The organism is Haladaptatus sp. T7 (assembly GCF_026008575.1).
Taxonomy (GTDB): domain Archaea; phylum Halobacteriota; class Halobacteria; order Halobacteriales; family Haladaptataceae; genus Haladaptatus; species Haladaptatus paucihalophilus.
The window spans coordinates 212,678-227,050 of sequence record NZ_BROP01000001.1 but is presented as its reverse complement, the minus strand read 5'-3'; the positions used below and the strand labels follow the sequence as shown (position 1 = coordinate 227,050).

The 14,373-nt window shown below is 63.6% G+C and carries 19 protein-coding genes; 9 read left to right on the top strand and 10 right to left on the bottom strand.

Annotated elements, in window-relative coordinates; all coding sequences use genetic code 11:
• Positions 1–70 precede the first annotated feature (70 nt).
• Positions 71–460: a MaoC/PaaZ C-terminal domain-containing protein gene (locus OPC11_RS01305; RefSeq protein ID WP_264780782.1), complete on the top strand. Its 390-nt coding sequence runs from the start codon at positions 71–73 to the stop codon at positions 458–460.
• On the opposite strand, the gene OPC11_RS01300 is transcribed toward OPC11_RS01305, so the two are convergent.
• Positions 457–915 (bottom strand): hypothetical protein, encoded by a 459-nt coding sequence (locus OPC11_RS01300; RefSeq protein WP_007980423.1) that lies wholly within the window; start codon positions 913–915, stop codon positions 457–459. The two genes, OPC11_RS01305 and OPC11_RS01300, sit on opposite strands and share 4 nt — an antisense overlap.
• A gap of 240 nt (positions 916–1,155) precedes the next feature.
• Here OPC11_RS01300 and OPC11_RS01295 point away from each other — a divergent pair, with 240 nt between their 5' ends.
• Positions 1,156–2,118 carry a DUF4397 domain-containing protein gene (locus OPC11_RS01295; protein ID WP_264780781.1) on the top strand — a complete coding sequence of 321 codons (963 nt, stop codon included), beginning with the start codon at positions 1,156–1,158 and terminating at the stop codon, positions 2,116–2,118.
• A gap of 36 nt (positions 2,119–2,154) precedes the next feature.
• Here OPC11_RS01295 and OPC11_RS01290 read toward each other — a convergent pair whose 3' ends face one another.
• Complete coding sequence (locus OPC11_RS01290; RefSeq protein ID WP_264780780.1) at positions 2,155–2,634, bottom strand: acyl-CoA thioesterase; 480 nt, start codon at positions 2,632–2,634, stop codon at positions 2,155–2,157.
• An 86-nt stretch (positions 2,635–2,720) separates the two neighbouring features.
• Between OPC11_RS01290 and OPC11_RS01285 the strand changes: the two genes are divergently transcribed.
• The 7 genes from OPC11_RS01285 (at position 2,721) to OPC11_RS01255 (ending at position 9,103) form a co-directional block, all read left to right on the top strand.
• Positions 2,721–4,352, top strand: coding sequence for a bacterio-opsin activator domain-containing protein (locus OPC11_RS01285; RefSeq protein ID WP_264780779.1), 1,632 nt, complete (start codon positions 2,721–2,723; stop codon positions 4,350–4,352).
• 46 nt (positions 4,353–4,398) lie between these two features.
• Positions 4,399–4,734 carry an ArsR family transcriptional regulator gene (locus OPC11_RS01280; protein ID WP_264780778.1) on the top strand — a complete coding sequence of 112 codons (336 nt, stop codon included), beginning with the start codon at positions 4,399–4,401 and terminating at the stop codon, positions 4,732–4,734.
• An 85-nt stretch (positions 4,735–4,819) separates the two neighbouring features.
• The gene (locus tag OPC11_RS01275; RefSeq protein WP_018128722.1) at positions 4,820–5,119 is read left to right on the top strand and encodes a HalOD1 output domain-containing protein; all 300 of its coding nucleotides are present in this window, start codon (positions 4,820–4,822) and stop codon (positions 5,117–5,119) included.
• A 79-nt stretch (positions 5,120–5,198) separates the two neighbouring features.
• On the top strand, positions 5,199–6,917 hold the full coding sequence (locus tag OPC11_RS01270) for a TraB/GumN family protein (protein WP_264780777.1): 1,719 nt from the start codon (positions 5,199–5,201) through the stop codon (positions 6,915–6,917).
• On the top strand, positions 6,914–7,531 hold the full coding sequence (locus OPC11_RS01265; protein WP_007980410.1) for a hypothetical protein: 618 nt from the start codon (positions 6,914–6,916) through the stop codon (positions 7,529–7,531). Before OPC11_RS01270 ends, OPC11_RS01265 begins: the two co-directional genes overlap by 4 nt.
• A 50-nt stretch (positions 7,532–7,581) precedes the next feature.
• Complete coding sequence (purM, locus tag OPC11_RS01260; protein WP_264780776.1) at positions 7,582–8,556, top strand: phosphoribosylformylglycinamidine cyclo-ligase; 975 nt, start codon at positions 7,582–7,584, stop codon at positions 8,554–8,556.
• A 130-nt stretch (positions 8,557–8,686) separates the two neighbouring features.
• The gene (locus OPC11_RS01255) at positions 8,687–9,103 is read left to right on the top strand and encodes a hypothetical protein (protein WP_264780775.1); all 417 of its coding nucleotides are present in this window, start codon (positions 8,687–8,689) and stop codon (positions 9,101–9,103) included.
• A 74-nt stretch (positions 9,104–9,177) separates the two neighbouring features.
• Here OPC11_RS01255 and OPC11_RS01250 read toward each other — a convergent pair whose 3' ends face one another.
• From OPC11_RS01250 to OPC11_RS01215, 8 genes are all read right to left on the bottom strand, one after another.
• Positions 9,178–9,672, bottom strand: a complete 495-nt coding sequence (locus OPC11_RS01250) for a GNAT family N-acetyltransferase (RefSeq protein ID WP_264780774.1) — start codon at positions 9,670–9,672, stop codon at positions 9,178–9,180.
• 122 nt (positions 9,673–9,794) lie between these two features.
• Positions 9,795–10,370, bottom strand: coding sequence for a metal-dependent hydrolase (locus tag OPC11_RS01245; RefSeq protein WP_264780773.1), 576 nt, complete (start codon positions 10,368–10,370; stop codon positions 9,795–9,797).
• A 103-nt stretch (positions 10,371–10,473) separates the two neighbouring features.
• Positions 10,474–11,013 carry a CBS domain-containing protein gene (locus OPC11_RS01240; protein WP_007980401.1) on the bottom strand — a complete coding sequence of 180 codons (540 nt, stop codon included), beginning with the start codon at positions 11,011–11,013 and terminating at the stop codon, positions 10,474–10,476.
• Between the two features lie 44 nt (positions 11,014–11,057).
• Positions 11,058–11,432, bottom strand: coding sequence for a DUF555 domain-containing protein (locus OPC11_RS01235; RefSeq protein WP_069450198.1), 375 nt, complete (start codon positions 11,430–11,432; stop codon positions 11,058–11,060).
• Between the two features lie 69 nt (positions 11,433–11,501).
• Positions 11,502–11,987, bottom strand: coding sequence for a GNAT family N-acetyltransferase (locus OPC11_RS01230; protein ID WP_007980399.1), 486 nt, complete (start codon positions 11,985–11,987; stop codon positions 11,502–11,504).
• An 84-nt stretch (positions 11,988–12,071) separates the two neighbouring features.
• The gene (locus OPC11_RS01225; RefSeq protein ID WP_007980398.1) at positions 12,072–12,344 is read right to left on the bottom strand and encodes a hypothetical protein; all 273 of its coding nucleotides are present in this window, start codon (positions 12,342–12,344) and stop codon (positions 12,072–12,074) included.
• Entirely contained in the window at positions 12,341–13,711 is a 1,371-nt protein-coding gene (locus OPC11_RS01220) for a hypothetical protein (RefSeq protein WP_264780772.1), read from the bottom strand. Before OPC11_RS01220 ends, OPC11_RS01225 begins: the two co-directional genes overlap by 4 nt.
• 101 nt (positions 13,712–13,812) lie before the next feature.
• Entirely contained in the window at positions 13,813–14,346 is a 534-nt protein-coding gene (locus tag OPC11_RS01215) for an Rrf2 family transcriptional regulator (RefSeq protein ID WP_007980396.1), read from the bottom strand.
• Positions 14,347–14,373: the final 27 nt, after the last annotated feature.

The window sequence follows — 14,373 nt, the reverse complement described above, 5'->3', positions numbered from 1 at the left end:
TCTCGATTTACCGACCCTCGCGCCGAAGACCCGGAGAAAACGTTAGGTGGATTCGTGTGAACGAATAGGCATGACAGCCACGCCGACGGAAGGCGAGACGAGGACCTTCTCGCGGACGTTCACGGCCGCGGACGTCGCTTCGTTCGCCGACCTCTCGGGCGACCGCGGGAGCCACCACGTCGAGGAGGAAGAACCGATGGTACACGGCCTGTTGACGGCGACGCTCCCCACGAAAATCGGCGGCGACATGGATTTTGTCGCCCGGACGATGAGCTTCGAGTTCCGCCGCCCGGTGTACGTCGGCGAGGAGATAACGTGTGAAACCACGGTCGAGAGCGTCACCACGCGCCCCGAGCGCCACGAGATGGTGGTCTCGTTTTCCTGTACGAACGAGTCGGATGCGGTCGTCCTCGCCGGTGATATCGACGGTGTGATATTTCGGGAGTCGGCCGAGGATTAGAAATCGGGCAGGTCGTCGGGCGCGTCGAACTCCGCCTCCCAATCCACGTAGTCCGCTTCGAGTACGTCACAGACCACCTGTCCGAGTTCGGTTAGGGAGGCGTTGATGGACGAGACGGCGTTCCACGAGTCGATGTCCGGGTGGATATCCCTGACCTTCCAGTCCTCGGGGATGCCCGGCGCGTGGTACCCCACGCGGTCCGCGAAGTCGTCCCAGAAGAAGTCGAACTCGGCGAACAGGTCCAGATCGACCGCGGTTTCGAACTCGCGTTCGTCCAACTCGGTGTCCGCGGCCCACCGGTCGAACGACTCCTCCCACGCGCCCTCGTGGAGGAATGCTTCCAGTTCGTCGCGGTGGTAGTCGTTCTCCGCCGCCACCGACACGTCGTCGTACTCCTGCACATCTGCCTCCGGACGAAGCGTCGGCGGGTCCGGGGTCGGCACGTCGAGTCCCATGGCCCCGGATAGAACGGGATGTCGGATAAGCGTTCCTTCGACCGCCGAGGGCCGGACGCCGCTACCGCCGCGTTAGGCGAGGATTTCGACGCGACGGATTCGCCAGAAACGGGAGTTACCGGGCTCGAAAACCGCCATTATGCGGATGGACGGTGTGGGCGCTTTATCCTCGTGGTAGCCGACGATGCCACTGGAATGAGGGAAACAACACGCACACTCGGAGTCGGATTGGTCGCACTGTTGGTCACACTCAGCGTCGGCTTCGCCGGCATGGGGGCGATGGCCGAAGGAAATCAGAGCGGTGACGCACAGGTCCGCATCGCGCACATGTCGCCCGATGCGCCGCCGGTTGACGTCCTCGTGGACAACGAGACGGTAGTCTCCAACCTGTCCTACGGGAACGTCACCGACTATACCAGCCTGTCGGCAGGAGAACACAACGTCACGATTACGGCCGCTGACGACCCGAGCACGGTCGTCTTCTCGGACAACGTGACGTTCGACGCCGACACGAACTACACCGTCGCGGCGACCGGCCTGATTTCCGGAAGCGGCGACACCGCCTTCGAACCGGTCGTCTACGAGGACAACTTCACCGCGCCCGACCAGGGCAACGCCTCGGTGCGCCTCGTTCACGTCTCGCCCGACGCAGGACCGGTGGACGTGACAGTCGCGGAGACCAACACCACGCTGTTCGATAACGTCTCGTTCCGCAACGCGACCGCATACAAGCAGGTCCCGGCGGGCGACTACACGCTCGAAGTTCGCCCCGCGACGGCGAACGATTCCGGCGAGGTGCTGAAGACGTTCAACGTGTCGCTCTCCGACCGCACCGTCTACTCGGCGTTCGCGGCGGGCTACGCCGACAACAGCAGCGTCCCGGCCGGAAGTCCCGATAGACCGCTCGACCTCATCCTCGTGACCGACTTCACGGCGGCCGCGAACGAGACGACGACCGCCGCCCCCGCGACGACGACGGCGAACGAGACCACCACGACGATGACCGAGACGACGACTGGCGAACAGACGCCGACCACGACGACCACCGAGCAGATGACGACCACGGCGATGAACGAGACGACCACCGAGCAGATGACGACCACGACGATGAACGAAACGACGACCGGAGAACAGATGACGACGACAACGACGGCGATGAACGAAACGACGATGACGAACGAGACCACAACGACCAGCAAGTAGGCCGACGGTCGAATTTTTGCGGACGTTTTTTCGCGGTCAGTCGATTCGGTCAACCACGTTCTGGAGCTGTTGGAGTCGCTCCTCGCGGGCCGAATCGCGGAGCGCCTGCTGGTTTTCGTCCGGGCAGTCGATATCCGGGACGGGCGTCGGATTGCCGTCTTCGTCCAGCGCGACGAACGTGAAAAACGAGGTCGTCGTCTCGCGTTCCTCGCCCTTCCGCGGGTCTTCCGCCCGGACGTTCACCTTCACGTCGATGCTGGTCCGGCCGGTTTCGAAGACGAACGCCTCCACCACGGCCACCTCGCCGCGGTCGATGGGCGAGATGAAGTCCACGTGGTCCATCGACGCCGTGACGCACTGGTTCCCACAGAATCGCATCGCAGCGATGGCCCCGCAGATGTCCATCCAGTGCAACACCACACCCCCGAGCGCCCGACCGAGGTTGTTCGTGTCGTTCGGCAACAGCAGTTCGGTCATCTCGGTGTACGAATCCATCAGGGTTGCCGTGTCTGCCATACCCGACCATTCTCGGGCGGCGTATTTAGTTGGCCGCGGTTCCCCGCGCGCCAGAGTTATCCACCTCGCTAACGGCTAGTATCGCAATGAGCGAGGAGCGGGAGGAGGGGGAAAAGGAGGGAGGGACGGATGAACCCCGACTGTTGGCGACCGAAAAGGTCGTCGCCGCCATCGGGGACGGAATCTACCAACTCGACCCGGCCGGTCGCTTCGTCTCGGTCAACGACGCCACGGTCGAGGCCACCGGATACGACCGCGCGGAACTGCTCGGCGAACACGCCTCGTTTCTCGTCGATGAAGCGTACGTGACGCGGGTCGAAGACGAAATCGCGGACCTGCTGGCGAACGACCCGAACGGGGTTCGGGCGATGGAGGCTCCGATCCGAAACGCGGACGGGGAACGGGTTCCCTGTGAACTCCGGTTCTCCGTGGTGCTCTCCGACGGCGAATTCGAGGGAACCGTCGGCGTCGTCCGCGACATCTCGTGGGAAAAGCGGCGGGACGCGGCGCTGCGAGCACAGCGCGACGAACTCGAACAGCTCCGTCACATCAACGCCGTCGTTCGGAGTATCGACCGCGCCGTCGTCCGTGCGGACACCGCGGACGAGATAGAGCGAACGGTCTGTGACCGCATCGCCGACGCCGACCCTTATCGGTTCGCGCTCGTGGCTCGCTTCGACCGGGAGTTGGAGACGTTGACGGTAGTGTCGCGGGCGGGTATCGACGAGGAAGACGCAGAGCGGCTCCGGCGGATGGACTTCGACGCGTCGGACGGACCGGCCATCGAGGCGATTCGAAATCGGTCGGTGTGGGTGGTACAGGACGCTGACCGCGGCGACGAGTGGGGCGCTTCGGACTCCGACGCCGGTCGCTGGTCGATGGCGTTCGTTCCGTTCCGGTACGACGATTCGATTCACGGCATCCTCGGCGTCTACGCCGACCGTGCGTTCGCGTTCGAGGGACCCGAACGCGAGGTTCTGGGGGAGCTCGGGGAGATGGTGGGCTACGCCCTCTCCGCGGCCAAAACGCGACAGGCACTCGTCTCGGAACGGACCATCGAACTGACCTTCCGGTTCTCGGAGGACGACTATCCGTTTACCGCGCTCACGAAACAGGTCGGTGGGACATCCCGGTTCGAAGACGCCGTACTGCACCCTGACGGCTCGCTCCTGTTGTACGTCTCGACGGAGGGTAGCGACCCCGAGCGCGTCTTCGAATTCTTCGAAGAATTCGAGGGCGTCACGCACTTTCGAGCCATCACCCAGCGGGAGGACGAGTGTCTGCTGGAGGTCCGCTACGCCGGGCCGATGGCGTTTTCCACGCTCGCAAATCACGGTGGCATCATCCGTTCGGCGGTTGCGGAGGAAGGGGTTGCGCACGTCACCGTCGGCATCCCGGAGTCGGGAGACGTTCGAGAGGTGGTCAACGCCATGACGGGCGTGTTCGAGGACACGGAACTCGTCTCCCGACAGACGGTCGAACAACCGACCGAAACGCGCGCGCGGTTCCGTGATACGCTCGACGACCGTCTCACCGAACGCCAACTGACCGCCCTCACGACCGCCTATCGGGCCGGATACTACGACTGGCCGCGCGGAAGTACCGGCGAGGAACTCGCCGAATCGCTGGACATCGCGCCGCCGACCCTGCACAAGCACCTCCGAATCGCGGAACGAAAAGTCCTCTCCGCCATCTTCGACGAGCCGGAGCGAGACTAATCGTTTAGCCCTCTCACTCAATGCCCCTCGGTGTCTGGGTTCTGGTATGACAATCGAGACAATCCCGGGGGACGGTAGCCGATGGGACGACGCTACGACTCCCTCGCTGAACGCCATCTTCAAGGTGCTCTCGGCGCCGACTCGACGGGAGGCGTTGGTCGTCATCCGCTCGGAAGACGAGCCGATTCAGGTGTCGGAGCTCGCCGACCGACTCGAAGGCGAAACGGACCGGATGCGAATCGCGCTCGTACACGTTCACCTCCCGATGCTCGCCGAGGCGGAACTCGTGGCGTGGGACCCCGAACGCGAGTCGGTCGAAATCGCTGATTTCCCCGACGCGTACGAGGACTTGTTTGAGTTTGTCGACAGCTCCGTCCGATGAAATTCTGCTCACATTTCTGCCCCTATTTAAAAACTCAACCATTAAACGCACAGTAGCATGTGCGTTCGAATCGTCGAATCGATTCATGAACGACCCCGTGTTACAAGGAACGCCCGAACCGGTCGCGTCGGCACAGTACTCGTGGGGCGGCGAAATGACGCTCGTCCAAACCATCGTCGAGACGCTCTCGTCGGCGAGCGGTCGTGCCCCCGAAGAACTACAACCCCTCCACCACGTCGTCGATGTGGACGCCCTCGAAACTATTTTCGGTCCCCGCGGCGACGGCCAACTCCGCCCCGTCACGGGTGAAATATCGTTCGTCGTCGAGAATCACGAAGTCGTCGTCAAGAGCCACGGCCGTGTTCTCGTTCGCCGAGCGGATTAATTCGATTCGCAACCGAAACGGGTAGAAAAATTGCCTTGTCATCGATACTGGTAAAAATGGAGGGAGAGTATCGTCATTGATGACCGACCAGCACCCGCCGTCATCCGGTGGCGGCGAGGGAAACGTACGAGTCGTCGGAACGGCCCACGTCTCGGAAACGAGCGTCGAGCGAGTGGAAGAAGCCATCGAGGAGGATCAACCGGAAATCGTCGCCGTCGAACTCGACGAGGGACGATACCGGCAGATGCAGGGGGAAGTGGCTGACGACCTCGACCCGTCCGACCTCCTTCACGGAAACACCGTCTTCCAGTTCTTGGCGTATTGGATGCTGTCGTACGTCCAGTCGCGCATGGGTGAGGAGTTCGATATCCAACCCGGCGCGGACATGAAGGCCGCCATCGACGCCGCCGAACGACACGGTAGCGGCGTGGCGCTGGTGGACCGCGACATCCAGATGACGATTCAGCGCTTCTGGGCGCGGATGAGCGCCCGCGAGAAGTTACGGATGGTGGGCAGTCTCGCCCTCGGCGTCACCGACCCGCTCACCATCGGCCTCATCGGCGGTGCCGTCTTCGGCGTCTTCTTCGCCATGATATTCGGCATCTTCCTCTCGCCGCTCCTCGGATTGAACGCCACGCTCACCCTCGGTGCGGGAAGCGGTGCGCTCCAACTCGTCGGTGGTCTCGGTGGCGGCACCGTCGCCGGACTCGTGCTCGGCAGCCTCGCCCTCTCCGTCGGCCTGACGAGGCGCATCGATATAGCGCTCGGCGGCGGCCTGGTTCTCGGAATCGTCGGCGGCCTCGCGGTTGGCACCGGTGCCCTCGGCGTCGTCAGCGCCGGGACGCTCGTCGGAATCGGCGGCGTCGTGCTCCGAATCCTCACTTCGCTCGCCGTCGGCGTCGGCATCGGCATGGTGCTCGGCGTGCTCGGCGGGGTTCTCCTCGGAAGCGGAACGGTCGAGGAAGAGGAGTTGGACGAGGAGTTCGACATCGAGGACCTCACCGACGGCGACGTGGTTACGGCGATGATGGAGGAGTTCCGTCGGTTCTCGCCCGGCGGTGCGGAGGCGCTCATCGACGAACGCGACGCCTTCATCGCGCACAAACTCGTCGCGCTCCGCGAAGCGGGCCACGACGTTATCGCCGTGGTCGGTGCGGGCCACCGCGCCGGAATCGAGAGCTACCTCGCCAACCCGAGCACCCTCCCGCCGATGGAGTCGCTCGTCGGCACCGAGAAGGGAAAGCGCTTGTCGCTTTTCAAATTCTTCGGCTACTTCATCATGGTCGCCTTCTTCGCCTTCTTCATCCTGCTGGCGATGGCGGGCGTTCGAAACACGTTTCTCATTCAAGTGTTCGCGGCGTGGTTCCTGTTCAACGGCGTCTTCGCGTTCGGACTGGCGAAACTCGCGGGGGCACACTGGGGCAGCGCCCTCGTCGGCGGCGCAATCGCGTGGTTGACCAGCATCAACCCGCTGCTCGCACCCGGTTGGTTCGCGGGCTACATGGAGCTCAAGTACACGCAGGTCAACATCGGCGATATCGCCAAACTCAACGACATCATGAGCGACGAGGAGTTGCCCCTCGCCGACGTCATGTCCCGGATGCTCGACGTGCCCCTCTTCCGGCTCATCGCCGTCGTCGCCATGACGAACGTCGGGAGCATGATAGCGACGGCCCTGTTCCCCTTCGTCGTCCTACCGTTCCTCGGTCCGCAAATCGGCGGCGTCGATGAAATCACGCGGCTGATGGTCGAGGGCGCGCACAACAGCGCCGACCTCATCTGGGGTGTGCTGACGTGAACATCCGCTTCAGCGCGCGCGAACTCCGCGACCTGCTGGTCGCGTGGGGCGCGCTCGGCCTCGCCTTCACCCTCTTTCTCCAGCCCGGATTCGGACAGTCGCTCCTCCAGCCCGGCATGGGATTCTCGTCGGCGACGTTCGTCGGAGCGTTGGTCGTCTCGCTGTTCACGGCGGGTATCGGCTTCCTTCTTCACGAGTTGGCCCACAAGGTGGTGGCGATTCGGTTCGGCCAACTCGCCGAGTTCCGCGCCGATTACAATATGTTGTTGCTCGCCATCGTCGGCGGACTCGCCGGGTTCCTCTTCGCGGCACCCGGCGCTGTGTATCATCGGGGGATGGTGACGGAGCGGGAAAACGGCCTCATCGCGCTGGCCGGACCCATGACGAACGTCGTCCTCGGCGTTCTGTTCTTCCCGCTCATCTTCGTCGGGCCGTCCCTCGTCACGGAAATCGGCTACCGCGGCGCGCAGATTAACTTCCTCCTCGCGGGCTTCAACATGCTCCCGTGGGGACCGCTCGACGGCAAGAAGGTCCAGCAGTGGAGTACGACCGCCTTCATCGCTACGCTCGTTCCGTGCGTGTTGCTCGCGCTGTACGCGCTGCTGGTGCTGTAGCCGAACGGGACAACGGCAAACCTTTACTCGCCCGGAACACGCGTTTCACCATGACCGAGGAAGAGGAACTGACGTATTCCGACGCGGGGGTAGATATCGACGCGAGCGAAGCGGCGACGGCAGCCCTCGTCGGCGCGGTTTCGGACATCGACAACACGACCGACTACGCGGGACTGCTCGACATCGGCGACCAGTACCTCGCGCTGGCGACGGACGGGGTGGGGACGAAACTGCTCGTCGCGGAGGCGCTCGGCGACTACTCGACGGTGGGCATCGACTGCATCGCCATGAACGCGAACGACCTCGTGGCGAGCGGCGTCGAACCCGTCGCCTTCGTGGACTACCTCGCCGTGGACGAACCCACCGAGGAGTTCTCCGAGCAGGTCGGCGAGGGACTCGCGGCCGGTGCGGAGGAAGCGGGCGTCGCCCTCGTCGGCGGCGAAACGGCCGTCATGCCGGAGGTCATCTCGGGGCTGGACCTCGCGGGTGCCTGCGCCGGGCTCGCGCCGAAGGACGCCATCTTCCCCGGCGAGGCCGAGGTGGGCGACGTTCTCGTCGGCTTCGAATCCAGCGGGATTCACTCGAACGGCCTCACGCTGGCCCGCAAAGCGGCGACGAAGGACCACGACTACGACGACGACTTCCCGCTCGGCGAGGGAACCGTCGGCGAGGCGCTGCTCGAACCGACCCGCCTCTACACCTACCTGCTTCCCGCGCTCCGCGAGCGGGACGTGCACGCCGCGGCGCACGTGACGGGCGGCGGGTGGACGAACCTGCTCCGCATGGGCGAGCACCGCTACGAAATTGACGACCCGTTCCCCGCACAGCCGGTGTTCGACTTCGTGCAGGACGGCGGCAACGTCTCCGACGAGGAGATGCACCGCACGTTCAACATGGGCACCGGATTCGTCGTCGCACTCCCCGAGGACGACGCCGAATCGCTCGCCGAAGAGACGGACGGACGGATTATCGGCACCGTCGCGGAGGGCGAAACGGTGGCGATTCGCGGGTTGAGTTTGGACTGATAGCTGGATAATTTTCCATCCGAGCGGGGACGTGCTGTGGGGACGGAACGGTGTTTCTCCCGACGCGGAGTTGGTAGCTCCCACTCTTTGTTCCAGAATGCTTATTTAAACAGAGTGTGGTGTTCTCGCCATGTCCGGTCTGACTCGTCGCGCCCTGCTCGGTTCCGCCGGTACGTTCGCCGTCGCGGGGTGCGTGTTCGAGTCCAAGACGAGCACGTTCGACTCGGACCACACCATCTGGCTCGAAAACGGGTACGACGAGGAGCAGACGGTTCACGTCTGGGTGGTGCGGAAGGGGGCCGACGAAACCGTCTTCGAAGTCACCCGTCAGGTCGGACCGGCCGACACCGCCGCGCTGTACAACCTCGAACGGACGGGGGCGACGGACGTGGAAACGTTCCGCGTGTGCGTCCAACTCCTCGACGCCAGTTCGAGCGACACGGGTTACAAGCAGTGTACGACGGTCGAGACGAACGAGTGTTACGGAAACGTCCACATACAGATACAGAAGGACGGGGCGGTCGGTATCACCTACGCCATCTGTTGATTCCACCTGTTGATTACGCCACTCGTGCCCCACCGTCGCTCACCATCTTCTCGTCTCACATCACCATTTCCGTCTCACACCTCTTTTACGTACATGTAGCCCGCCGTGTCGACCCGCTCGTCGTAGAACTTCTCGTCGCGCCGGTACCCCGCCGACTCGTAGAACGCGATGGCGCGTTCGTTTTCGGCCATGACGCCGAGTTGGATTCGCTCGCCGCCGCGCCGCTCGACGGTTCGCTCGACGTGGGCGAGTAGCCGTCCGCCGATACCCTCGCGCCACCGACCGGGGAGGACGTAGATGCGACCTAAATCGAACGTCGTGGACCCCTCGACGGGATTCGCGCCGACGAATCCCACGACGCCAGTGTCGCCGTCCACGGCGACGTCGAGGATGGACGCTTCGGTTTCGATGAGCGAGCGAAACGTCTCCGCGTCGTAGTAGCGTTCGAGGAAGTCGTCGGTCGCCTCCGTGCCGATGATGGGCGCGTGAGCCGAGTGCCACGCCCGCTCCGCGACGTGTCGTATCTCCTCCGTATCCCTCGGTTCCGCCGAGCGAATCTCGATTCCCATGGCAGGCAATCGGTGACTTCGCGGAAAAAACTGTCGCGGAGACCGAAATACCGCCGCTCGGTTCCCCCCGACATCGCCCGTATTTCAGCGTTGGCCGACGGGCGAACGCGGCGTTGGGACGGTCACCGAACGACGCGCCGAACCGTCGTCAGCAGTTCGCGGGCGACCGGAAAGTCGTCGTACGCCCAGAGCAGAATCGTACACGCCGAAATTACGCCGACGAGGGCGAAGTACGACGTGAAGTCGTGGTGAACGAGGTGGGTCCGATACTCGCCGAGGAACTGCCGCACCGTTCCGGTGAACCCCGGACTCTCGTCGGGCGGGAGCACGACCACCGGCCAGAGGACGTGTTCGACGCCGTACCAGAGTCCGTCGTTCATGTGTTCGAGCGCGTCGCCGACGTTGTGCGAGAGAAAGCCGAGGCCGAACGCGAGACCCAATCGCGGACGCGATGTCCGTCGCGCGACGGCGTGGGCGACGGCGACGACGAGCAGACTGACGAACACCGAATGACCGAGGGCGTAGCCGTTCCGGAAGACGCCGTACTGCCAACTCAACGGTTTGTCGATGAGGTCGGGAACGACCGACGCGACGGCGGCGACGACGACGGCGGTCCCGCCCGGCGGTTCGTGATGACGAACGTGAACGTATATCGAATAACAGAGGTACGCAAAAATCGCGGATTCCCACGGCCACATGCGTCGCTCTACGATGTCGCTCGGAATACGTTTGTGGTGAGAAACGGTATCGTCCGACACGGAAAATGGAAGACCGCAACCGACCCGACACCCTGTTTCGTCGTTAGGACAGCCGTGCGGCGATGTCCGCTTCGGTGACGATGCCGATGGTTTCGCCCTCTTCCGTCACCATCACGGCCTTGTAGTGGTCCAGGAGGTTGCTGATTTCGTTGAGCGTCGCCGACTTCGAGACGGTCGGGAAGCTCTCATCCATGAACTCGCGGACCGCCTCGTCGCGGGCGTCTTCGCTGACGTGAACGAGGTCGCTCTCGCTTATCGAGCCGACCGGGACGCCCTCTTTGATGACCGGGAGTTGGGAGTAGCCCGCTTCCTGCATCTTCTGGACCGCTTCGCTCACGGTGTCGGTGGGTGCGACGCTGACGACGGACTTGTGCAGGAGGTCGCCCGCCCGCACGATGTCGCCCTCCGATTCCTCCAGCGCGTTCACGATTCGCCGAAGCGTCGAAAGCCGCGGGTCCACGTCGTCGCCCTCGATTCTCGCAATGAGGGGCTGTGAGACGCCCGCCCGCTCCGCGAGTTCGCTCTGTGTGAGCCCCAAATCGGTTCGGTGTTCCCGAAGGTCTTGGGGTGTCGGGAGTTCCATGCGTAGAAATTACCAATGGTTATGGTATAAATCGTTCGGACTGTTCAGGCGTCGCCGAAGTCTATCTCCTCGTCCTCGTCGAATTCGATAGTTTCGACGACCGAAAGCGGGACGTCGCGGAGCGCGCCGCCGACTTCGCTCTTGGCGATGCGCTGGGCGTGTTCCTCGCCCTCGGCGTTGAACACCTTCATTTCGAGGACGAGGCCGACGAGCGCGGTGTGGGCCGCGATGAACGCCGAATCGAACGGTTCGCCGCAGGCCGGACACCCCGTCGCGCCGACTTCGACTTCGACGTAGTCCATGTTCTTCTGGTTCAGCCGTTTCCCGGCTTCGCTGACCGCAACGCCAATCGCGTCGTCGATATCGCCGACATCACGTACCAACCATGCCGCCTCCATCGCAACGAGGTAATTGCTCATACTCGAACCAGACACCGGAGGGTTTCGTGTCTTTTGGTTTGCGGGCCGAAAACCGACGGCTCGGTGTTTTCATTCGACCGATATGTCCCGCCGCATCTCCACGCACGCGAGTTCGACGCCACCGGTCACCTCGTGCGTCACCGTCGAAACCCGCTCGTAACCGTGTTCCTCGTAGAAGGGAACCGCGTTCAACGAGGCGTGGAGCGTCAGCGAATCGACCCCCGCGTCACGTGCCACCGATTCGAGGTGCGAAAGGAGCGCCGAACCGACCCCGTTCCGCGCGTAGTCGGGGTGGACGTACACCGCCGAAACCACGCCTGTATCCAGTTCGACGCGGCCGAACCCGGCGAGTTCGCCGTTTCCTTCGGCCACGGCGACCGACTCCGATTCGTTCCGTATCGACTCCAGATACGGCGCGCTCCCGAACGGATGTGCCGCCCAGCGTTCGACCTGCTCCTCGTGATACCGTTCCGTGCCGAACGCCCGGATGGACGCACAGCGAAGGTCGAGAATCGGCTTGGCGTCGGCTTCCGTCGCGCGACGAATCGAGGGCATGGAATGCGAGACGACGGAGCGAACCCTAACGGTATCGGCGAAAACGGTGGTCGCTCATCGGCACCCAACCGGCGACCGGCGGAATTACGAGACGCCGATGATGGCGTAGATGAACAGGAACCCGAAGTACAGCAGGACGAGGACGCCGAGCGCCTTGAGACGGAAGTGTTTGAGTTCCTCCGTCTCGGTTTCGTAGGCGTCGTAGAACGCTTCCACCTCGTCTTCGGGCAGTTCGTCCCCGTGTTCTAACCCGCGGTGGAGGACGAGGTACTCCTCCTTCCGAAATGGGTGGCCGCAGTAGGCACACTCGTGGGGCGATTCGCCGGACGGAACGCTGTAGTCTGTCGTCGTAGTCATGGTGGTGTGAGCGTCGGTTGCGAGACGATCCACATGCTCGTCATCGTGTACAGTATCATCACGGCGACGAGCGGATACTGGCTTCGTATCGCCTGTAATCGGCTCGGAAACACGTCGTAGGCCGTGGCGTGGGCCACCCACACCGCGAGGAGGTGGCCGAGCAGGACGAACCCCATGTTGACGGCTCCGAACCACGCAGGCAGAACGATATAGACGGCCTGTGGCGGGTCGAACGGACTCGACAGCACGCCCAGGAGGGTCGGCGAAAGCGAGAGGAAGTAGCTCACGTAGTGGGCGAGGTGGTAGCCGACCGCGATGGGCAACAACGAGGGCGCGAAGCGGCGGGCGATGGTGGCAGGGGTGAGATAGGTGTCCGCGGTGTCTCGGGAAAGCCGCGTTGCGAGTCGGTACGCGCCGAGGAAGAGGCCGTATCCGCCGAGCAGTGCCGTGAGATACGCGGCGGTCAGCGGGATTCCGGCGGCGGCGACGGGGCGCGCGACGTCCGACCAGAGCGGGGTCGAGACGAAGCCGTCGTAGGTCGTCACCCAGAGGATGGCGATGACGAACCCCACTTCGTCGAACCCGGTGACGAGTTTTGTCTCGGTCAGGCGCGCACCCGGCAGTTGAAACTCGAAGCCGGATTCGGTGCGCCGGAGCGGAGCGACCCGCCCGTAGTAGCGAAACACGCGGGCGATGGGGTCCACCGTCCCGAACCAGCGGTCGGTGCCGTACCAGAGGGTTCCCGCGATGGTGACGACGCTGTAGAGGACGATGATGTCCGCCAGCATGTCGGGTTTGTCGGCGAGCGGGCTGATGACTTCGAGCCAGACGAGCGCGAGCAATCCGGCGACGCTCGGCCACGCGCCCAGTTTCTCGGGATAACTCGCGTCGCGGGTCGGCAGGAACTCCCCGACCGTTCGCCACGGGTTGAACGCGGGCCACGTGTTGCCGACGACGTACACCGATATCGTGTACGCCGCCCACCACCCGACCCAGACGGCGAGGATGGCGAGGTTTTCTCGGGGGGTTTGCGGACCGAACCATCCGGCGGCGACGATGGCGACGAGGGAGACGACGCCGACGACCTTCGTCACGGTGCGGAGTTCGTCGGCCGACCGCGACGTGAACCGCTGCCACTGGTGTATCGTTCGGATGAACGACCGGTCGGTAACGAAACTGGCGAGCAGGAACGACGCGCTCACCACGCCGCCGCCGGTGAGAATGAACAGCCAGAGCGGGACCGAGAGGGATTTCGAGGACCCCTGCAAACTTGCACCGTGCGCCAGTGCGTGGCCGGACAGGGAAACCAGAAGCCACAGCACGGCGACCAGACGGGTCGAATACCGAATCGTCGTTCGGCGGTGCATCGGTGGCACTAGGGGCGTCCGCGGATAATAGTTTCCGAAAGCGAACGGCAGGCGTCAGAGCGGAGAGAGCGAAAAAGTGAACCGTCGAATCCGACCCGTCTCTAGTGGTTCGGCTCTTCGGTCGGCGCTTCCATCCGGTGTATCTTCAGGATGAGGATGTTCCGGGTGTCGTCCTTGCCGTCGACGGCCCCTTCCACGACGAGTTTCGAGAGGGGCGTCGGACCGACTTTCACCTCGTCACCCTCGTGGAAGTCACGGACGGAGCCGCGAAGGTGAATCTCGGCGCGGCAGAGTTCGGGGTGGTGAACGCTCGTGAGGTCTATTTCCTCGATGTTGCTCTGTTCGACCGGTTCGCCGTCGTGTTCGAGGGGAACCTCGGCGGCCGTGTCCAAGTTCTGGATGTCGAGCGCTTCGAACGCCGTCGCGGTCGGCTTGTACCCGCCCTTCGGGCCGGGGACACCCTCCACGAGCTGGAGCGCTTTGAGGCTCTGCATCTGGTTTCGAATCGTACCGGGGTTGCGGTCAACCTCTTCGGCGATGTCCTCGCCCTTGACTGCATCCTCGGTTTCGCGGTGCAAGTTTACCAATGCCGTCAGTATCGTCTCCTGACTAGGCGTCAACTCAATACTAGACATTACTCGAATCTTGGTAATTGATTTCCT

What these genes read in the sequence shown, in the direction of transcription:
- OPC11_RS01305 (WP_264780782.1), top strand. Translation starts at nt 71, where the DNA reads ATGACAGCCACGCCGACGGAAGGCGAGACGAGGACCTTCTCGCGGACG.
- OPC11_RS01300 (WP_007980423.1), bottom strand. Translation starts at nt 915, where the DNA reads ATGGGACTCGACGTGCCGACCCCGGACCCGCCGACGCTTCGTCCGGAG.
- OPC11_RS01290 (WP_264780780.1), bottom strand. Translation starts at nt 2,634, where the DNA reads ATGGCAGACACGGCAACCCTGATGGATTCGTACACCGAGATGACCGAA.
- OPC11_RS01285 (WP_264780779.1), top strand. Translation starts at nt 2,721, where the DNA reads ATGAGCGAGGAGCGGGAGGAGGGGGAAAAGGAGGGAGGGACGGATGAA.
- OPC11_RS01280 (WP_264780778.1), top strand. Translation starts at nt 4,399, where the DNA reads ATGACAATCGAGACAATCCCGGGGGACGGTAGCCGATGGGACGACGCT.
- OPC11_RS01275 (WP_018128722.1), top strand. Translation starts at nt 4,820, where the DNA reads ATGAACGACCCCGTGTTACAAGGAACGCCCGAACCGGTCGCGTCGGCA.
- OPC11_RS01270 (WP_264780777.1), top strand. Translation starts at nt 5,199, where the DNA reads ATGACCGACCAGCACCCGCCGTCATCCGGTGGCGGCGAGGGAAACGTA.
- purM (WP_264780776.1), top strand. Translation starts at nt 7,582, where the DNA reads ATGACCGAGGAAGAGGAACTGACGTATTCCGACGCGGGGGTAGATATC.
- OPC11_RS01255 (WP_264780775.1), top strand. Translation starts at nt 8,687, where the DNA reads ATGTCCGGTCTGACTCGTCGCGCCCTGCTCGGTTCCGCCGGTACGTTC.
- OPC11_RS01250 (WP_264780774.1), bottom strand. Translation starts at nt 9,672, where the DNA reads ATGGGAATCGAGATTCGCTCGGCGGAACCGAGGGATACGGAGGAGATA.
- OPC11_RS01245 (WP_264780773.1), bottom strand. Translation starts at nt 10,370, where the DNA reads ATGTGGCCGTGGGAATCCGCGATTTTTGCGTACCTCTGTTATTCGATA.
- OPC11_RS01240 (WP_007980401.1), bottom strand. Translation starts at nt 11,013, where the DNA reads ATGGAACTCCCGACACCCCAAGACCTTCGGGAACACCGAACCGATTTG.
- OPC11_RS01235 (WP_069450198.1), bottom strand. Translation starts at nt 11,432, where the DNA reads ATGAGCAATTACCTCGTTGCGATGGAGGCGGCATGGTTGGTACGTGAT.
- OPC11_RS01230 (WP_007980399.1), bottom strand. Translation starts at nt 11,987, where the DNA reads ATGCCCTCGATTCGTCGCGCGACGGAAGCCGACGCCAAGCCGATTCTC.
- OPC11_RS01225 (WP_007980398.1), bottom strand. Translation starts at nt 12,344, where the DNA reads ATGACTACGACGACAGACTACAGCGTTCCGTCCGGCGAATCGCCCCAC.
- OPC11_RS01220 (WP_264780772.1), bottom strand. Translation starts at nt 13,711, where the DNA reads ATGCACCGCCGAACGACGATTCGGTATTCGACCCGTCTGGTCGCCGTG.
- OPC11_RS01215 (WP_007980396.1), bottom strand. Translation starts at nt 14,346, where the DNA reads ATGTCTAGTATTGAGTTGACGCCTAGTCAGGAGACGATACTGACGGCA.